At 45.3% G+C, this 21205-nt stretch carries 11 protein-coding genes; all 11 read right to left on the bottom strand.

Features of this window, described 5'->3' with window-relative positions; all coding sequences use genetic code 11:
• Position 1 precedes the first annotated feature (1 nt).
• The 11 genes from FKG96_RS19540 to FKG96_RS19490 all read right to left on the bottom strand — a co-directional run bounded on the left by FKG96_RS19540 (position 2) and on the right by FKG96_RS19490 (position 21190).
• Positions 2-3175 carry an efflux RND transporter permease subunit gene (locus tag FKG96_RS19540; RefSeq protein ID WP_130855247.1) on the bottom strand — a complete coding sequence of 1058 codons (3174 nt, stop codon included), beginning with the start codon at positions 3173-3175 and terminating at the stop codon, positions 2-4.
• An 8-nt stretch (positions 3176-3183) separates the two neighbouring features.
• Positions 3184-4572: a TolC family protein gene (locus FKG96_RS19535; protein ID WP_130855248.1), complete on the bottom strand. Its 1389-nt coding sequence runs from the start codon at positions 4570-4572 to the stop codon at positions 3184-3186.
• Between the two features lie 92 nt (positions 4573-4664).
• Complete coding sequence (locus tag FKG96_RS19530; RefSeq protein WP_130855249.1) at positions 4665-5030, bottom strand: hypothetical protein; 366 nt, start codon at positions 5028-5030, stop codon at positions 4665-4667.
• Between the two features lie 217 nt (positions 5031-5247).
• Positions 5248-5997, bottom strand: a complete 750-nt coding sequence (locus tag FKG96_RS19525; protein ID WP_130855250.1) for an SDR family NAD(P)-dependent oxidoreductase — start codon at positions 5995-5997, stop codon at positions 5248-5250.
• A gap of 154 nt (positions 5998-6151) precedes the next feature.
• Positions 6152-6334, bottom strand: coding sequence for a hypothetical protein (locus FKG96_RS19520; RefSeq protein WP_130855251.1), 183 nt, complete (start codon positions 6332-6334; stop codon positions 6152-6154).
• 81 nt (positions 6335-6415) lie between these two features.
• Positions 6416-6808 carry a DUF4267 domain-containing protein gene (locus tag FKG96_RS19515; RefSeq protein ID WP_149105869.1) on the bottom strand — a complete coding sequence of 131 codons (393 nt, stop codon included), beginning with the start codon at positions 6806-6808 and terminating at the stop codon, positions 6416-6418.
• 70 nt (positions 6809-6878) lie between these two features.
• The gene (locus FKG96_RS19510) at positions 6879-7508 is read right to left on the bottom strand and encodes a Crp/Fnr family transcriptional regulator (protein ID WP_149105868.1); all 630 of its coding nucleotides are present in this window, start codon (positions 7506-7508) and stop codon (positions 6879-6881) included.
• Between the two features lie 274 nt (positions 7509-7782).
• On the bottom strand, positions 7783-8553 hold the full coding sequence (locus FKG96_RS27005; protein WP_246860308.1) for an Atu4866 domain-containing protein: 771 nt from the start codon (positions 8551-8553) through the stop codon (positions 7783-7785).
• Complete coding sequence (locus tag FKG96_RS19500) at positions 8520-9362, bottom strand: SDR family NAD(P)-dependent oxidoreductase (protein WP_149105867.1); 843 nt, start codon at positions 9360-9362, stop codon at positions 8520-8522. The genes FKG96_RS27005 and FKG96_RS19500 overlap by 34 nt, the downstream gene beginning before the upstream one ends.
• A 74-nt stretch (positions 9363-9436) precedes the next feature.
• The gene (locus tag FKG96_RS19495) at positions 9437-10345 is read right to left on the bottom strand and encodes an AraC family transcriptional regulator (protein ID WP_013667631.1); all 909 of its coding nucleotides are present in this window, start codon (positions 10343-10345) and stop codon (positions 9437-9439) included.
• A gap of 297 nt (positions 10346-10642) precedes the next feature.
• A complete protein-coding gene (locus FKG96_RS19490) occupies positions 10643-21190 on the bottom strand; it encodes a Hint domain-containing homing endonuclease (RefSeq protein WP_149105866.1) in 10548 nt (3515 codons plus the stop codon).
• Positions 21191-21205: the final 15 nt, after the last annotated feature.

Here is a 21205-nt window from a genome sequence, read left to right as displayed (position 1 = left end):
GTTAATTGTTATGAATAATGTCTGTTACTAATGGATTACTTGGTTTATGTGCATTGTCAATTGCGTTGGGAAGTAAGGAAGGAGATTGAAATCCGGCCTTTCCTTTAGCCCAGGCAAATACGAGCGGAAGAATAAATAACACAGCAAAGGTGGATGCAAAAAGCCCCCCAATAACCGCGCGCCCTAAAGGTGCAGCCTGCTCGCCGGCCTCGCCCATTCCCATGGCCATGGGGATCATACCTGCAATCATGGCCAAACTGGTCATCATAATCGGTCGAAGGCGTGTAGAGGCGCTGAAAAGGGCCGCTGTTTCTGCATGTTGGTGATGCAAACGGAGTTGTTCTGCATTGGAAACAATAAGTATGGCATTAGCCACTGAAACGCCTGTTGACATGATCATGCCCATATAGGATTGGAGGTTAAGGGTAGATCCGCTCAGCAGCAGAAATACCAGCGAACCGAGCACTACAGCCGGAATGGTGGCAAGGGCAGTGAGCGAGAGTTTGGTCGACTGGTAATTGGCTGCGAGTAAAAGAAAGATAACCAGCATGGCGAAGCCTAAGCCTAATTGTAAACTATGAAGGGTTTCGTCCAATAAGGTTGCCATGCCTTGTAATGTCACCGTAACACCACGCGGAGGTGCCTCTAGCCGATCGAGTACTTTTTGGACCTGTACGGTGGCCGACCCCAAATCAATATGGTGGAGGTTAGCTATAACGGTTAGGTATCGGCGCGGGCCCTGGCGATCGTACTGCCCGGCTTCATAGGAAGTGTTAAAGGTGGCAATATCGCCTAAGGTGGGCGATCGTTGGCCTTTTACGAGGGAAATTTCGCGTAGTTCGTCCATGGTATTCATCACATATTCCGGAACTTGTACCTGCACTTGATAAGTGTAGGTGTTTTTCTCATCAAGCCATTGTATTTTTTCGGTAAAACGGCTTGAAGAGGTGCTGGCGGTAACGGAGCGCGCAATATCAGTCATTTTAAGTCCGAGTTGTGCAGCTTTTAAACGATCAATGTGAATGGAAACGGTGGGCATTTTCAGTGGCTGGGCAATTTGAATGTCCCGAAGGTCTTTAATTTGTTTCAAACCATCTTCTACCTGACGGGCATAAGCTTTTAACTGATCCATATCTTTTCCGGCTATTCTTACCTCAATGGGGGTAGCGGCACCTCGGCTCATAATCTTCTCCGTCATATCAATGGGCTCGAAATTGACCCGTAGATTGGGAAGTTTATAGGCAATGTTGCGCCGGAGGGCGTCTTTTAACTCGTCGGTATTGATGTGGTATCCCTTTTTTAGGTTTACTTGAATAACCGCTTCGTGGGTGCCGGTATTGAAGACATATAAGTTGCTGACACCGTAACTGCTGGGTACAATACCGACATAGGCTGAAGTGATTGCGACTTGGCCGTTTACGGTACTGTCGATAATGGCGAGCACTTGCTTAACTTTTTCTTCGGTCCGCTCTAAACGGGTTCCGTCAGGCTCTTTGATCCGCAATTGGAATTGACCGTTGTTTAATTTTGGCATCATGTCTTTGCCGATATAAGAGAAAGCGAAGGCCGTGAGCAGGATGGTGGCGACGAGATAGATGAGGGTAGTTGTACGCTTCCATTTCATCAGACCCCTTAATATATGGAGGTATTTTTTTTGTATCCTGTCAAACAGCGAGGTATCTGGGGAGGTTGCTTTGACATGATCTTTTAATAGCCAGTTGGCCAATATGGGCACGAGCGTTTGTGCCATGACATAAGACGCGATCATGGTAAGCCCAATGGCTAAAGACAGCGGCAGAAACATGGCTTTGGGAATACCTTCCATCAGAAAGGATGGAGCAAAAACGGCGAGGATACACAGCAAAATCAAAAAGAGCGGAAGGGCAATTTCTGCACACGCATCGTAGATTGCTAGGCGCTTCGGCTTGCCTGCTTCCTGATGCTGGTGGATACTCTCTATCGTGACCGTAGCTTGATCTACTAAAATACCAATAGCTAAGGCCAACCCGCTCAGGGTCATGATGTTGATGGTTTGATTGAAAAGGCTGAGTAAGAGAACGCCAATGAGCACGGAGACCGGAATGGTAATGACGACAATGAGGCTGCTTCGCCAATCTTTCAAAAAGAGCAACACCATAAGACCGGTTAAAAGTGCACCGAGCCCCCCTTCGGTGAGGAGGCTTTCTACCGAATTCATCACCGCTACGGATTGATCAAACTCGTACGAAATGGTAACATCCTCTGGTAAGAGGCTTTGTATCTCGGGTATTTTCTTTTTTAAGCCTTTTACAACTGACCAGGTGGAGGCATCTGCAGTTTTTACGGCGGGTATGTAAACAGAACGCCGCCCGTTGATAAGGGCATAGCTCACCGTTACATCGGAGGCGTCGGCCACGCGTGCTACATCTTTGATGTAAATAGGAACACCGTCTTTGGTAACTACAGGGATATTACCGAATTCATCTACATCTTTTATGAGGGAATTGATGGTGGTTACATACATGTTGTTGTCCATGCGCAGGTTGCCCGATGGAGACATGACGTTGAAAGCGGCGAGCGCTTGTACAACCTCGTCCGGTGTTAGGTTGTAACTGCGCAATTTGTTGGGATTCACGTTGATGGTGATGGTTCTGGAGTTGGCACCAAATGGGGGAGGGGCGGACAGCCCCGGCACAGCGGAGAAGCTTGGCCTTACCAAGGTGCTGGCCATGTCGTAGATTTCTTTTAGGCTGCGGCTCTTTGAGGAGAGTACCAGTTGCCCTACAGGTAATGACGATGCATCGAAGCGTATCACTTGCGGGGGCAACGCGCCGGGAGGAAAGAATTTCATAGCACGATTTACCTGCAAGGCTACCTGTGCGGAGGCTTCGGCCATGTCGGTTTTTTCGTAGAAACTGAGCTTAAGCAAGGTTAGACCCTGAATATTTTTGGCGCTTATTTCCTTAATACCCGTAACGTACAGGAATTGATCTTGAAGGCGCGACGAAAAGAACCCTTCCATCTGCTTTGGCGACATCCCGCCATACGACTCAATGACGTAAATGGTTGGGGAGTTGAGCTTCGGAAAAATATCGATGGGTATTTTGGTGGCCGCAATAAGGGAGAATATCAAGAGGCTGACGGTAAAGATAATAACCGAAATGGGCCTTTTTAATGCGTTTGTTACTAAAGACATGCGATAGATCAATTAAAGAGTTGAAGAAATGGGTCGACGTTGTTCTGCGCAATAACTTGATGAAACAACGCAAGGTAGTAGTTGTACTTGGCTGTTATATAGTCTGTTTCGGCTCGATAAAGCATGTTTTGTGCAACATTCAGTTCTACAATGTCCGTTAGGCCGTTTTTATACAGCGAGAACTTCTGCCTGTAGGCTGCATTGGCAGCTTTCACTTGTCGCGGTATTTCATGCAGGCGCTCTTCTGCGGCGCTTACTTCGGCTTTAGCCTGTAGGATATTAGTTTGCACATTCACCTGTTCTTCGGCTAGCTTTTTACTGGCACGCATGGTTTGCCTTTCGGTAAGGGCTAGATCGAGCCGCTGCCGTCGCCTATCAAACAAATTGTAGCTAATACCTAGGCCTACTAAGTAATTGCCTCGTTGCATACCGATACCTTGGTTAAGGGGAAGAAATTCATCCACACTGTTTACGCTGCTTGCGCGCCCCCATACGGCCGCCGATAGGAAAAGCTTTGGACGGTAACTTTTTCGTACCAGATCCTCTTTAAGCTCTTGATTGGCTACAATGGATTGATAGTAATTAATGAGTGGATGCTGATTGGTTTCCTGTAGCGTTGCAGGTAATGCGGTCACCTGTTGGAATAAGATATGCTCGGCTGCGGTATCGGGAATAACCTCCTGTACTTGGAGTCCGCTCACGGCGGCGATTCTTATTTTGAGTTGATTTTCTTGATTTTTGAGGTCAATCTGCTGCAGTCTGGCCTGTGAAAGCGCTGCTTCAGCCATGCTGGTGTCAACGCCGGCACGAATACCGCTTTTGGCCAAAGCCAAAATAGAACGATGTATTTCAACATTTCGTTCGATGCTGCGCTGTTGGATAATGGATAAGTCCGTTAGCTTGAGGAGCTGAAGGTAACTGTAAATGGTAAATGATTGCAAATCGAATTGCGCTTGGGCGAACTTATTGGCCTCCACGGCTAAGTCGCCTTCTGCAGCGGCCCGCTGTGCCCGGTATGCGCCAAAGTTGGCGAACTCCCACTGAAAGGCGGCAATACCTAGATTGGAGCTGACAGGCTGATAGTTGTTGCTTTCACGTACACCGCGATTATTGGTGGGTACAATACCGAAGCCAAAGTAGGGGCCTGCGACATTATTGTTGGATCCTAGGTTTGTTTGATAAGATAAGTAGAGATCTGGCGATCGGTTGTTTGCTGTTTTCTTTATTTGACTTTCCCGAATGGCTAAGGCTGCTGCATCGGTTTGTAAGGAGGGTGCATGTTGTCTCACCAGCTCCAACAGCTGATGGAGTGTAATCGGGGTAGGATTCTCTTGACCATAGCAAAGCAGTATGCCACATAGCATGCTATAGCCAAGCAATAAAAAATGCTTGAGCATATGTACGTTGTTTTAGTTTGAATGAGAGACGTTAAGGTGATCACCCTGACGGAGGCTTCACCTACTAAGAAATAAAATGGAGTGGAGGCGCATCATAGCGCTAATTGCTCGAAAATGAGGTATTGTTTAGTGGGCCAAAACCGATAGATTGAACATTGCCTTAATTGAACCAACCAGTTCGTTAGCTGATCCTTATAGCGATTAATGTATTGTAAAATGTAACTTAAGCGTAGGGGTAATAAGTTGGTTTGTCCGCTTTGCGTTGCAATATCATTCTCGCAAAGCATATCATCGAAGTATTCTTGTTTTCGCTTACTGAATGATTTTATAATAGTGATTAGCTCGTTGGCAGATAGTGGCTGCGTTTTAGCATACAGATGAAAACCGACTATTGGCTTCACTGAAAATAATAATGCTATCGTTAGCAAAAGAAGTTTTGAAAAGATGTTCTTTGGCATGTTGATCGGCGTTAGTACTATCCGCTTAGGCCAAAGATAAGTATCCTGAAATAAATCGTGTAATATATTAGAAAAATATAATGTTAAAATAACTGTTTACAGTTATCTATAAGGGTTTATCGGGTACAACCGGTCGCACCCGGCACAAGTCTGTTTCATGGCCGAAGGGTGCACGAAGTTAATCGGTAAAAAGCATTGCCGTTATCATGGCAGCTCTTTATATAGCGGTATACCCACCATCAATTGCATAATAGCTGCCATTGATAAAAGTAGAGGTCTCTGCACTTAAGAACAGGACGAGGTTGGCAACTTCTTCTGCTGTTCCGAGACGACCAATGGGATGCTTGCCGATTAATGCCTGCTTTTTTTCTTCATCAAGCTGATCTAGCAGCGGCGTATCAATATAACCGGGGCCTACAGCATTGACGCGTATGTTTTGTGCAGCATATTCGACACCAAAATTGCGCGTAAGTCCCAAAACCGCGTGTTTGGATGCAGCATAACCGACAGACTGCGGTACGGCGGTAATGCTGTGGATGGAGCCTACATTGACAACAGCGCCGCCTCCATTTTTCAACATCTGGGCAGTTGCATATTTACAGCCATAGAATACGCCATTGAGATTGATGTCGATGATGGTTTTCCAACCTTCAATACTCAGGTCTGCACCGAGGTTAGCCTCTCCGCCAATACCGGCGTTATTGCAGGCAATGTCTAAGCTGCCATATTGCGCTACTGTTTTTTCAACGAGATTTTCCACCTCTTCCGGTATGGCTGTATTGGCATTTACATAAATGGCATCTCCACCATCGTTTTTGATGGACGCCACCACAGCTTCACCATGCTCGTCGTTTATATCTGAAACAACCACCTTAGCACCTTCTTTGGCATATAATAAGGCAATTGCTTTTCCAATACCAGAACCGGCTCCGGTTACGTAGGCAACTTTATCATTTAAAATACCCATGATCGATTGTAGTTTTGTTATAGGTATAACAATGAACTATTTGCATTGTTCACCGTCAGGATACTGAGTTATTCATGGTAAGCAAAAGGTACCGGATTTACAACGGTTAAAATGGGGAAACAATGGAAGTGGTTATTTTCCTGACAGAAGTGGATTACTTTATCAAACCCGCTTTCTGCATTAAGTGGGTGGCATTTTTATTCTTCGTAATACCTTTGTTTATTTTATAATCAAAATAAAGCTCATTGGCTTCCAACCGGCTTTCAAAGCAATAGTTGCTTACTTCCAATGGATATTTGCTTTCGAGTTTATGCAAAATATGAATAAAGTTATCCATTACAAATGGATAACTTTATCCACTAGTACTGGATAAAGTTATCCAGTATTAATGGGAAACTATGAAAAAAATGTATCACCGCTAATGCTGTGCTGCTGATAGGCTATAGTATAGTCCACAGCCCGCGCATATTATTGCCGCTATAAGGTGCGCATAAAGATAACCGGTTATTCGCCCTTGGTAGGATAGTACGGTGATGAAATCACTAGCTGGAATGATGGTTCCGGCCAATAGAATATAGCCCAATATCCGGAAATCTTTTTTCAGCAGCAGTAGCAAGATAATGAATCCGAAAAAGAAGTCGCGTACACCTTTGATGTGGTGAAACGAAAAATCTCCGTTGGTAGGTGTATTGATGCCGAAAGCAATTTCTGCGCCTACCGGATGGAAAAAGAATCGGGCACCAATAAATAATAAACCTATGCCTGAAAGTAGGCATAACCACCAATTGATTTGTTTTGTTAAACGTTGCATAACATTGAATTTTTGTTGAAACAAAATTGCCCAATGGCTTACTCAATTTAATGCACCTAGGTTAACAAAATCAGGAAGTGAGCAACCTTTTTCTAATGCGACTGAGCGATTGCGGTTTTACGCCTACATAAGAGGCTATATAATATTGCGATAAGCGCTGCTGCAGCTCGGGATGCTGCCGGATAAAATTTTCATAGCGTAATGGTGCGGTATCCGTATAAAAGGAGTTTAGATCTTTTAGCGTTTGGATAAACACTTGTTCAATGACCAACCTGCCAAAACGATCACCCGCATGTATTTTATCGTAAAATTGCTGTAAATCACGGTAGGATATCACCAATAGTTCGCTGTCTTCTAATGCTTGGATGATCTGGCGGGAAGGTTTCTGTGGTACAAAACTTTCGTAATTACAAATAAATTCAGCTTCTTGGGAAAAGCCATAGGTTTTCTCCTCTCCATCATCGTTGATATAATAACGCAAAATGCCTTTTTTGATGAAGCCAACATATTTGCAGGTTTCTCCCTCTGCTAAGAAAAAAGTACCTTTTTTATAGGTTTTTAACTTGAATAAGCGCTGGATAATGTCGATCTCCTCAGCATTCAGTGGAATGGCTTGTGCTATTACCTCGATTAATGGTGCATGTATAGTGGTGATTTTCATCGTCATATTGTCAAATAGACTGTTCGCTAATTTAGGCATATTGTTCCTTTTTGCCAATCTAACAACGATACATCGGCTTAATTAATTCAATAGATACCCTCATCAAGAGTCAGCTACCTTTTTCATACTCACTTCATAGGTTTTTCGATATTTATTTAGGTTTATACCAAGTTTTTACCAGATTCTGATCAGGTTTATCTGATGAGAATCTGGTGATACCTGGTAAAGATCTGATAACGAGCGAAATTGGTGGGGAGTTAGTAGGGGCTTGATACGTTCAACGCTGAAACCCTCATTATTGCACGGACCTTATTTATTGTTTTTCGTCTTTTACTTCTTTGTAAAAGATATAACCACCATGGTGAAGGGTATTTTCGTCAACAAATGTTCCGTCTGCCGTAAAGCCGGTGTCATCTCGATAAAAGATTTCATTTCCGCTTACTTTATAGGCTCCCTGATAAGCACTTAGACGGCTTCCCCGAGCTTCGTCGTAACGGTTGCCGGGAAGTAATTCTTGGCGTATATGTCCATCTGCCGTTACCCACATGCCGATGTACCCTTTGGTTTCTTCTATTGTTTTCTTCATAACTGTTATATTGTTTTGCATTAATTGAACTAATTCATACGTGTCTAAAAAAGCAACCGCGTGGATGATTTTCCCGTCGTTGAGTTGCAGTTTCCAGATGTAGGTGTTTTCATAAATCGTATTCGTTTTGGTTTTTGCCTGTGCTTTGAAATGAAGCCAGATAAATCGGTCGTCTGCCGTAAGACTAATTAGTTTTGGCTTTAAGGGCTCTTTCAATTTTTCAATAATGGGCGCTACAGCGCGCTCCATAAACGCTTGCTTGCCTTTATAAGCGCCGGAAACGGGAGACCGTCCGCTAACCTCCCAGTTAACGTCATCCGCTAGCAGATCAAAGAAACTCGCTGTGCCATTTTCCCATTGCTTAAACTGATGGGCAACCAGGTCTAACTGTTTTTGCAAAGCAGACTCTTTCCTTTCTTGGGCATTTGCAGAAAAAACAACATGCCCAAGAAAGAGTGCGATCGTTAGAGCGCCGTAGATAGTGTGTAGCTTTTCCATTGCTCTACTTCGCTGGTTATAAAATCTACTTTTTTATACACGATATCATAGGCATCACTACCCAAAAACAAATGAACCGGCGGTTTTTCTTCTTTGCTTATCGCAATCAATACTTCTGCTGCCTTTTCCGGATCATTGGGCTGATTGCCATTTATGTCGCTAAGGTGTGCCTGTTGGGATTGGCGGGCAGCTTCATACTCATCAATGGTATGCTGAGGTGTTTTTACCGAACCTTTGGCGAGAAAATCGGTACGGAAATAACCGGGATAAACAACAGTAGCATGTACACCCAATCCTTTGACTTCTTCGGCCAAGCTCTCTGTAAAACCGACAACGGCAAATTTAGTGGCGCAATAGATGCCCCAACCCGGAAATGCACCGGAAAAGCCGCCAACAGAGGCGATATTGAAGATATGCCCCGATCTATTTTTGCGTAAGTAAGGCATGGCATTTCTGATGACATTCAGCGAGCCGAAAACGTTGACATCAAAACTGTTTCGCGCTTCTTCATCTGTCAGTTCCTCCAATGTGCCTATTTGTCCGAAACCGGCATTGTTTACGATAACGTCTAGCTGACCGAAATGGGCGATGCTTTTGGCAATTCCTTCCTTTACATGTTCATTGTCTGTTAAACGAACTTCCAGTGGTAGGAATACGTCTGAGACTTCACCAACTTCAGCGATTAATGACTGGATGTCGCGGGAAGTGGCTACTACGCGATAGTTCTGCGCTAACAATTTTTTAACCAGTGATAGGCCTAAACCTTTTGAAGCACCGGTAACTAACCAAACTTTTTTTGTTGTGTCCATATGTTTTAATTTTTTATGATGACACAAAATTAAAGCGGACGTAGCGGAACAATTAACGAAATGCTAACAATAACTTACGAAATTCTAACATTACGGAATTGGGTAGGGTTTATGTTAAGATGTTTCTTAAAAAAGTTGTTGAAATGGGTCACTTCGGTAAAACCCAAGGCAAAGGCAATTTCTGATATATTCCAGGTGGTTTGTGTGAGCAGAATTTTAGCTTCTTGTAATAAACGTTCAGCGATAATCTGTGAAGTGGTTTTCGCTGTGGTTTCTCTGATTGCTCTGCTCAAGTGGTTGACGTGTATTGAAAGTTGATCGGCGAAATCAGATGCGGAACGGAACTGTACGCGTTGTCTGACGTCCTCAATGGGAAATTGCCTTTCCAGTAATTCCAGAAATAGGATGGATATTCGATGAGATGCATTGATTTCCTGCTTATCGATCTTTTTTGCGGGTTTCATTTTATGGGTTTGATGTAAAATAGCAAACACCAGATTTCTTAATGCATCGTATTTATGTTCATAATCTGAGCTAATTTCTTCAAACATCTGCAGGTAAATCTGCTTGATGCTTTCAGCCTGCTCATCGTTGATTTCAAAAATAGGTGTACCGTTGGGCTGGAAAACTTCGTACTTGCTCAGGTTTCCGAAATGGTGAAAAAAAGCAGGGGTAAACACACAGAAATAACCGGATTGTTCATCATCAAGCGATTCCCAGTTATAGGGTATCTGCGGGTTGGCAAATAATAATGCCTGCTTGGTTATTTCGATTTCTTTATCAGCATAATAGATTTTATTTCTGCCGATAATCAGGCTGATTTTGTAATAGTCTTTTCTGCTGTACGGAACCGGTTTGGGATGGGTGCCTGCGAAATCATCCAACTTGAAAACGTTAAAATGGCCAATCTCCCTACGGATATTGTCGGGTACCCAGTTGAGTTTGCTTTTGTAGAATTCTTCTATTGATTGCGTTTTCTCCATGGGACAAAGTTACGAAAATCAAACAGAATTCGCTGGATGTTTGTCTGTGCGTATTCTGCAGCAAAGTATACCGTTGATTTCACTTTGAATTGGTTGGGGCACCTGCTAAGACATGTTAATGATGGTAAAGTAACCAGGTATAGAAAAGAAAAGGTAATAAACATTGTTCTAATGTTGCTATTTTATCCGTTGTATGCATAAATGAGTTAATTTTCATACGGATTGGATAGCCCATGTTGGATCTCTCCGTACGACAGCGGTACGGAGAGATTTGATGCGAATGACCAGCGACCGGGGCTAGGCTGTTACTTCGCATGTAAACGTGACTGCGGGGCCTTCGTTAACACCAGCCTTCACGCTAAACCTGCCGATTGCATAGTAGGCATAAACACTGTAGCCTCCATAAAATTTTTCAAAACGTGCTATCCCATTTTGATCGGTTTGTACCATCGTTGGATATGCGCCGGAAGGATCTACCTGTACGGCCATACCAGTAGGCTGTTCAAACGGACCGAGGCTTACATATGCATTTGCTATTGGCCGATCATGTTCGTCTGTTACAAGAACAACCATTGGTGTAAATTTAGCGGATATAGGACCCCCACCACCCGCCGTACGGGCAAGCTTTTGGTCATTACCACTTATAATGGTGAGTTTCGCGTTTGGCAAAGGAGGTAGCGGTGGTGTGGGAAGAACTGTTAGTGAATATGTTTGTGCCTGCCCAAAACCAGCAGCGATAATGGTAAAATCACCTTGGTCATAGTAACATATGACCGAATTGCCCGACAATTTTTCAAGTCGTGCAAATCCACTGCTATCGGTCAGGATTTTTACTGTCTTCGCTGCGCCACCCGGGTCAATTTGTACCGCCATTGATTTTGGAAATTCACCTACAGAAAAAGTTACTTCTACACCTGGCACACCCACTCCTTTACCGTCCCGCACGGCAATGATTAATGGCTGGAAAAAGGCCTGACCTCCTGGAATGTGTGTCAGATTTGTACGTGGCACTGCTTGGTTATTGCCGGCTACGATACTGAGGCTAGCGGGGTTACCGGCGGCAGGCGTAATAATGGGTTCTGAAAGTGCGGACCAAGGGCCGGGTGCCCCTGGATAGGGGAGCGTTAGGTAAACAACGGCCCCTGTCATTTTACTGCCGTAATGGCCCCTCCAGAACTTGGTGTCTTTGCCACTATGTTCAAAATATACCGAGCGAACGCCCTTTCCATAATCCGTAAATTGATGTGCTATGCGCTCCCATTTGTAGACCCAATCGGGTGTACTCGGTGCGATAACCTCCCCGCTGTCAAATCTGGCTATAGCTTGATTGTTAGTATCTCTTAGCTCGATATACATGCGATAAATGCCATTGCAATCGCTTCTGGAAGAAATCCAATCGGCTACTGTAATCAAAGGTGCTTCATCAAGTTGCGCTGCGGTAAAACCATTGGCTATTAGGTCGATGGTTTGCGCCTTTTTACACCATAGATAAGAAGTAACGAAGTTGTGTTGGCTTGTAGTACCGGGGCAGCTTTTAGCCGGTCCATCTTCAATGGCCCAACCGTTGCCACCATTTTCCAGTATGTTCCAACCGCTGAAGTCGGCCGAGGCATCTCCGTTTTGTAAGAGTTGTGGCGGCGCAGGATTGAGCGCTCGGATACGGGCAATGTAGGCCGTATCTGCCTTAAGGTCGCTCAATAATACCTTTGCCCCTTGTTCATCATATTGAATAGGAGGCTGTGGATTCAATGGCATGCCATTGTTTGGATCAACAAGCTGCGCCTCATAATGGGTAGCAGCTAGCCATTGATCTTGGGGGATAATTTTCAGCGTATCTCCCGCAAGGGATAGTAAAGGCGCTTGAGGTGTTTCAATCGGGTTATAGTGGATCACATCTGAAAGTGTCCAAATACTATCGATGAAATTGCTTGCAGTAGCGTGTGTACGTACTTGGATATCCTTCCCTGCCACCGAAGTGTCTAAGGTATAAGAAGCGGTATAACCGATGTTATCTTCTTTTACCATTTGTGTCGCCTCGTTTGAAGGTGTGCCATCTATAACCAGCTGTGCCCAATAAGCAGTTGCATTTGCTACTTCTTGGCTTAAGGTAGCGCTGAGTTTATTGGCGGTAAGGCTAAGGCTAGCTGGTTCTGTTGCTGCTAGCCTAGCTACCGTATTAGGCGCAGGTTGCCAAGCGCTTGGAGCGTAACCCTCTTTTATGGCGCGAGCTTGTACCGTAAAAGTGTTGCCGGTTTCATCAGGTATGGTAAAGTTTGCTTGGTATTTCGGCGGATCGCTTTCTGCGAGTTGCATGGGTATGATCTCACCCAGGGGTGTAGCATCTGCCAGCAGTTGGGCTTCGTAGCCCGTGGCCTCTTTGGAAAGTTGCGCCAGCTCCGCCTGAATTTCATTGCCGTCTTTTATTAGGAGTGCTTGCAAGCTAGGTGCGGGTAAATTGATAATAGTTACTGGATCACTTTCTCCAGGTAAACTGTTGAGTTTGTTAGCATCGCCCAAAATTTGTGCCCAAGCTCGGTAAATTCCATTAGGCAAGGAAGGAAGACCGTCTGCAGGCCAGCTACAGCTATTGCTTGTTCCGCTAACAGTTCGCCTAGCTAAAACAGTGGGAGTATCCACTTCTTGGACTTCTACAAGGATTTGTACGCTTGGCTCGGTTTGGGCCCAACTAACGCGCAGTTCTTGCGTGGTTGTGATCTTTGCCCCGCCGGGTCCGTCTTCTTCTGCTGTCGCGGAGATGAGCCAGCTTAACTGAACCTCTTGCGGTGTGGCTTGCCGCTCGACCATATTACTGCTGGCTGAAAGCCCGCTGTTGATTGTTTGCGCATCAGCAAGGGTGAGCACACGGGCGCTAAAGGGGCCGATATCGCCATCAAAGAGGTCTGGCAAGATTTCCCAGTGATTTTGATCCGTTGCAAAGGAACTGGTATCTGCCAGCTCTTCGCTGCTGTATAGATTTGCCGTGTAACCTTGATTCGGATTGACTTGCTCCCAATCGGTAACAACTTTACCGTCTACAATTGACAGGGTAGGAGCAGAAGGCATGATCGCCCGATTAATGTTTTCAGGTGAAGAAGTGGGGTTACCGTCTAGTATCTGGGCGTTGCCGCAAGCTTTGACCTGCACGGTGAGCGAAGTTCCGCTTCCTTGTAACGAAGTAAGCGAAATATCAGACTGGAGGGTGTTTGGAGCGATGTTGTCTACATAACAAACTGAAGCTTCTTTTTCGTCTACCACCCGTACCGCATAGGTGACAACTCCGTCAACAGCACTCCAGTTGCATTGAATATAGCCGGCTTGTTTATCTAGCATGCTACCGACGGTTTCCGGCGAAGCGAGTTTAGAAAGATTGTTGCTCGTAGCTGCGGGGGCGTTTATGGTGTTTACACCGTTGCCGATGGCCCACAATATTGCGTTAACATTACCCGCTGCTAAGTTATACGTATCAACTGAATAGTTTCTGTCGTCTTTGGGAATACTGTATTGTTGCTTATCGGTGCCTTGTATCACTTCGAGTAGGTAGTGGTCAACACCTGTCTGACTGTCCTGCCAACTGGCTTGCAGCGATTGTTGATTGGCGGCGAGGGTGAAGGCGCTTACTGCGTGCAGTTTTTGCATCGTATTTCCGGATTGCACGCTTTGACTCGGAACAACCGCTGCGTTGTGCTGTTTGGTGGCTGTTACCTTTGCAGCATAAGTGCCTGGTACCCAATTTTCGGTTGTGGTTGTTATCGGGCTTGTTTGGGCAGGGCTTTGCCAGCAGGCCATGCCGTCTGCCGTGTTAAATACGGTTATCTCAAAATTTGTAGCTCCATCCTGCGCCCAGCTAATGGCAAGTTTATCATCGTTAGGTGTATAGCTCAGCTGTACATCATGCGGATCCGCCAGTTTCGGAATAGTGACTGATACCCAATCCGATTTTTTCGAATCACGAGTACTCCTCAAATCTGCACGGTAGCTACCACCATTAAATTGAAGGGAAATTGTTTCGCTACCTTGATAGGTATTCATACCGAACTGTTGTATAGTGCCTATCTGCTGCCCATTTGGATCATAAAAGGCTAGTTCGTACCCGACGGCATAAGAGGCTCCGTTCCATTGTGCAGTAAGCGTAGTTCCCGCCAAGCTAAGTGGAGGGCTGGCAAAACTTGGTTTTTCCGGATCGGGATCATTTCCGCCACCACCACCTTTATTGTGCACTAGGTATCCATTTGCGTGGTAACTGTTATTGCCAGTCAGCAGAAAATTGTAAAGTGGTGTCAGTGGATCAGCCTCAGTACTGTCGATGCTTAATAGCTCCTCCTGTTTACCATTTATAAGAGCGAGTATATCGCCTACCTCCAGCATCCCAACTTGCAGCGATGGATTCTCTGCCGCGGTTGCCAAGGGATCAATGGCTTTCCATCCTTCTGTGGTGTAAAAAGGGTGCTCGGCGGTTACGAAATAATCGCCTTTATTCAGCGCATAGAGTTTACGGTTACCTAAAAGGGGATGGTCGAAACCGATCACCTCGTTTATCTGTCCATCCATTCCTAACAGTTTATCGCCAAGTTGAACCTGTTCGATGGGCTTGGTAGAACCGTCTATCAGTAGTACCTGCGTGCCTGCAATAAAACAGGTGCTCCCTTTATTATGCGCCAGCAGTTTATTGGCAAAGTAGGTATTATTGCCGCTTAGCTTAAAATTATATAACGGAGTATGAAAATCGGCCTCAACCGAACGGATCAAGCTGAGCACCAAACGTTGCCCATTAGCAAGTAGCAGCTTATCACCACCTTCAAGTTTGGTAACGGGCAGATTTGGATTTTCTCTTTTGGTGGCCTCGGGATCGATGGCTTTCCATCCCGTTTCAGTTAAAAAGGGATGTTCGGCTGTTACGAAAAAGGGGCCATCATTGAAAGCGTACAGCTTTCTTTTACCAAGTAGCGGCCGATCGTAGGCCACTACGGTGTTAATCTGTCCATCATAGCCCAAGAGCTGATCGCCGATGCCGATCAATTCAATAGGCTTTACACTCCCGTCTGCTAAAATAACTTCGGTACCAGCTGTGAAGCAAGAGGAGAATATAGCCGCTGCCGCAACTGCACCTGCTGTGATTGCTGCGGCAGCGGCGGCTCCGCCTGCTGCAAGTGCCGCTACGCCGCCCGCCGATGTTACCGCTGCAGCTCCGGCTGCAATAGCTTCGGCAGTGAGTGCATCTATAAGTCCTTCACATAGCCACTGGGCCGCCAGTTCTGCAGCCTGTTCTACAAATAACACAGCGGCTAATTGTGCCCATTGCGCTCCATTATTGACTAAGCTTTTAACGAAAGAGCTTGCTGATTCTTTTAATGCCGCTGCAATATAATTACCCAAATCATCGAAAGAGGTATTGTCCGGCAACGGAATCCGCACGGTATCGGGAAAGTCAATGGTGCTGACCTGCTGATTGGCTACGAGCACGGAAAATTGCCCATCCAATACAAAGTATAAGGTGTATTCGCCGCCCTCATCTTCCACAGTATCAAAGCTTGGTGTCATGGTAAACTGGTTGCTGTAGGCAACATCGGCGACTAAATCGACAATGGCGCCGCAAACGAAGGTGGGGTCGGTTGCTTTCATTAATTTGGAAACCTCATCAGCTATATCAATAATCTTCTGTATGCTCTCGTATAGCTGCGTAAAGGACGGCCAGTTATTGACGACGAAACCTTCGCTTTGACAGTAGGTAAAATCAATCGAAAGGTTGCCGAAAATCGGTACAGCTTCATCTGCTGTTAATTTTGCACCGATCTTGGTTTCAGTACGACCGTTGGATAAGCTCTTCGAACCAATGCTTATATCTGCTGTACCGAAGGGATATTCAAAGAAATTGAAACCTGTAGCGAAACCAAAAACAGGTGTTTCTGCTTTGGTGTTCAAGGTTAAGAGAGGTCCGCTGATATATTGTTTATTGCCTTCGTTTGCTTTTTGTTTACCGGCTAATTCCAATATAAATATAGAGATTGGACCGCTAAGCCCTAGACTTGCTTCCATCCCTATATCCTTTTGTACATTAATACGTAATTGTAAGCTGATGGTATAGAGAAAAGTTAAATCAATGGTGGCTTCTAAGTTATAGCCGTTTACAAAACCGTTACCCGCAAAATGGGCAGGATCTGCTTGGGCATCATAATAATATACGCGCGATGGACTTTGATCGCTATTGGCTTTGAATACAATATCAAAGAAATCAGTAGGCCAAGCTTGACCGTTACCTACCAAGTTTCCGATGAGACTGCTGATGGAAAAATCCTGACTAAGGCTAACGGATGCAAGCATAGGATTTCCATTTAATAGGTAAAGGTTGGCCTGGAGGAAAATTGCAGCAAGAAGTTCGATCCGCCCGGATACTTGTAGTTCCAGTTGTTTTTCCTTCCGTGTTTCTGTTTGAAAATAATATAGTACATCGAGCCCGAGGTCGCGCAGTACAAATACCGGTGGCAAGTTCTCTGGAAACAACTGGATCGTGACACTCGTATCGGGCGTGGTGGTTAAGGTGAAATGGGTTTGATCTTTATTTACCAGTAAATTGCCTATAAAAGCATAAGTTTCTCCAAATACTTGAAAACTAATCGTTCCGTTGAGTTTAAATTCAGTTGACGCGGTTTGTGTGTACTCCAGAAGGACGCCGGGATCTTCGTTAGCTCCACTGAACTGAACGATGCCGGAAATGATGGAAAACGGAGCGATTACGGCCCGAAAAATAGTTTTTGCTGAACCTTGATTGGGTTCGGCTTGGGTTGAGATAAAAGCATAGAGCGTCACGTCCAGGCCACTTGTGCTATCTGCATCTAGTTGTGTAAATACGGCAAAAAGTGGCCCGGTAAAGAGCAGTTGCGCGTAAAGATGGACTCCTTTTTCTAAGGTGTCGGTTGGTAAGTTACCCTGTTTTATCGGATTTTGAACGGTACCCGGTTTGTTGTTGATGCTTAGTATTTGGTCAACCTGCTGAACCAGATCTGCTACAGACGGCAGGGTATAGCTTGTGATGGCGATACTGGCATTTCTTACAAGTAAAATGTTATCAATGGGTGCAAGCGCACTGAAAAGACTGGAAAATTTAAAATTTTCTGCCAAAGCGAAGGCGAAAAGATAACCACGTTCATCGCCATCTGCTGTTTTCTGCGCAAGTAGTATGGCATCGCCGAAATTGGCGATGGCACCGTATAGGAAAAATTGGTTTTGTGTTTGGTTAAAATATACAAAGGCTTGGGCGTAATTGACTGCCTGCATGTCATTGGGCGTAAGTACTGACCAGCTGGTTTGGTCAGTATCCGGTTGATCTGCCACTAATCCATCGCCGAAAGTGCTTATCTGTAAGGAAGCAATCTCATTTACGGTTAGGGTACCGGTAAAAATGGTGTCTATGCCCGCAGAGCCAAGTTGCAAAGTAAGCAGCACTTGAAGGCTGTTCATATCCAAGAGCGCACGCAAATTAGCTTTATAGAAGTTTTTATTGGCGGGATCTTCGGGTTCGAGGCTTTTTAAGGCCACTTCGGCATCTAAACCAAACATCTTTAGTTCCAATCCTAAAAACGGTACGGTCCAATCGGCCGTCTGGTTGTTCGCAGGCGGCGTAGAGGGCATAACGATAATTGACCCGCTGGCTTGAAAGTTACCGGTTTCGGGGGTCATACGACCTTCTAACGTTCTAATGGTAAGGGTAGGCAAGCCAATCGAATTTGGAATTACAAATAGCTCGTTGAGGTGTATTGCCTGCAAAAATGCATCGAAGTTAAAACGCTCTTCGCTCAGTAAGCTAGCGGTAAATACCCAATGCGGTGCCTCTGAACTGTAATCTGCCGTAAAAACAATGGGTGCGCTAGATACAAAAAGCGTTACGCCGAGATGCATTGTAAGTGTGCTATGATTGGGATCTTCCGGCACTACTTGTACACTTGATTCAATACGGGCATTATCGAACACTAGAAGATTACCTATTGCATGCCATGGAGCACTGTTAACAATCGTGAAGTCGATCTTTTCAAGTATTTCTGTGGTGATATTGAAGCTAATGTTTAACGCGGTGAGATCAAAACCTTTCCCAAAGGGCATAAACGTTTCTGGAATGTATTCGACCACCACAGCAGGCAGCATCCAATTGGCAAGATCGCTTAGTCCGGGTAGATGGATCGTGTCTTTTACCGCTAATGTAAATTGCCAGTTTTTCGCTAAATCATCCCGATACGCCTGTATCCATATAGCGTTGTTGAAAATATGGACAAAGGCATTGAAGGTGCCGGTACTGTTATACCCTTTGTCTTCTTGACTTATATTCAATGAGGCATATACGCTAGAGAAACTGAGGAAATCAGGCAGTACCACCCAGTCTTGTTTGCCCTTCAATGCAAATTGAAAATTTTTAATGTTAGCCGGTTGGGGCATAAATTGGATGCGCAACTGCGTTAAGCTAAAATTGCCAAAAGTATTGAAGCTGGCGGGTAACCCATCGGAAGATCCGCCAATTAATTTTAATAATTCGCCTATACCTGGAAACTCGATCGTGCTACCGGGTTTTAGGCTAATGGTCCAACCCGTTTCACCTGCAGGAATGGGCATGCTTATCTCCATGTCTGCCACCGTACCTATCTTCATGAAGCCGTGTAGTAAGCCGGTGATGGTATAGTTAGCCGCTACATCTACGAACATATTAACGTCCCAACCATATACTTCGAAATCGGCTAAAATTTTCCAGCTTCCGATTTGAGAGAGGTCGAAGCTGACAGAAGACAGTGCCGGCGTAAAGGGATTGAAGGCAATTGCAATTTCATTGATGGCAATATTGAGCGAGCTATCTACCAAGCCTTCGGGGAGCGGTGCCAAAATATCTTGTTCCGAATGTCCTCCTTGCGGCCATATAAAGTTTGCTAGGTCAGTTAAGGTTGGTAGCTGCACATTGTCTGCGCTAATGCGGAGTGTCCAATTGCCTTCCAGCGGAATTTGCATAACAACTTTCAGATTGGTAACACTGCCAATGGCAATTTCGCCGCTCACGAAGGCCTGCAGAATAAAAGGCGCTGGATTATCTTCTGAAGGCACGAACGTGGTGCTCAGGCCGAATTGAAAACCGCCCACTGCAATATTGGGGCTAGTCAATATCTGCCAGTACCGGGCTGTGCCATCTTCATTAGGCAAGAAAGTAATGGCTGCAAAAAATTGGGCCCATAGTTGTGTACTGGGATCAAATTGGATGTAGTTACCGCCCACATGTAGTTGCAGCAAACTGGTGAGAGAAGGCGGGAAGATACCGGATAGCGCATTCCCTCCCGCCAACCGAATGGCATCTTCCATCGTGGCCAGCTGAATCCCTTCTGTTGTGTCGTTACTTAAATACCAGTTGGTATTGGCTGCATTCGGAAGGGTTAATTTGGCCGGATAGTTGAAGGATGCTGATAGGGTATACATACCGGATACAAAAGCGGTATTCACCACCTGATTTGCTGCGGCCACCTCGCTGCTTAGCGAAAGGATAGGAGATACCAAGGTGGCTGCTTCTAAACCTATTGGTGCAATAGATAAGGTGCCGGCCAATTCGCTGTTCATGCGCAATTGGTAACCATCACTCTTTTGTGTTACCTTACCGCGTAAGGCAAGAGCATCTTCTGTCGTGTATATATTGCGAAGTACCGCTAATGAGCCCTCGTTCAGTGATGCAACCCAATACAGGTTAAGCCCGGGATCGAGCGCACCTATCGGCGCCACGTTCTGTTGCGCATAGGAGCTGGCAATCATGGCTTTTTCTGACAGTATTAGTCCATCAAAGAGTTCGCTCTGTGTTTGCGGGAAACTAGTGGATGGCAACCAATCGTCCGGAAGTGGACTTATGTGTAAGGTGAAATCGAGCCGCTGATTATCGGTCTCTACCACTTGAATCCGGATTGGCTGATTTGTTAGGTTATAAATTTGGGTATAGCCGTTTATGGTAAGCTGATCTCTCGTCTGTTCTAGTGATGCATTGCTAAGTTGCAGCGTCTGAGCAAATACCGCCGCATCAAACAATGGAGCTACGACATCGCCGAAATCTGTGTCGAATATAGTAAGTTGACCGTCCTTCAACCGTTCATTCAACGTAATGTAAAGTTGATCTAGGAGGTCGAGCGTTGTAGGCACTTCTACAGCTACGGGATAGGTGAAATTTTCTTTTTGGTACGTTCCTTTAAGGTAAGCTAAGTTGAGCGCTTGCTCGTTACCCGATTGAAGGAGTAGAGTGGTAGTGGTTAGCTGCAAATTAATCGGTTGCTCTAAATGCGCTTGTAGGCTTACTTGAGTAGCTGCCTCGCCTGTCTGGATCATCCCTCGCAAGGCTACCGTTTGTATGGCTGTGTTTAATTGTTGCAGACTGGCCAAAGCTGCGGTGGTCGTGCTGTTTGAGATGAAATTTAAACCGGCTTCCAAATTAGCTGAAGGAAGTTCAATGGCGTGTGCGTAGGAACAGCCAATAAGCCAGGTTTGCTGTAAATCGAGATTGTCAAAGTACGTGTTCTGCAAATCTGGAAAGCTATCGGGAAAACTCCATCCCGTTAAGGCTTCCTGATGCTGAATACTAAATTGGAGAGTTTCATTTTTTTCGATAACAGTGAGTTGCGCTTGTAAGGAGCTTGACAAGTTCCAAAGCGCCGCTTGTCCGGTGACCAGCAAAGGGCTTCCTTCGGGACTTATGCTAGTAGCCGTAAAATTTAGAGTATCAGTATTTAATGTAGACAAAAAGATCTGGCTGTTAGCGCCAAAATCTGCTGCATATATAGCAAGCTTTCCGTCGGAAAGGCGCTCCTGTAAGGTAGTTCTAAAAGTGTCTAAAAGTCCCATGGTTTATAATTGAGA

Source organism: Olivibacter sp. LS-1, from assembly GCF_008245145.1.
In the GTDB taxonomy this organism is placed as follows: Bacteria; Bacteroidota; Bacteroidia; order Sphingobacteriales; family Sphingobacteriaceae; genus Olivibacter; species Olivibacter oleidegradans.
This window is presented reverse-complemented; position numbering and strand designations above follow the sequence as displayed.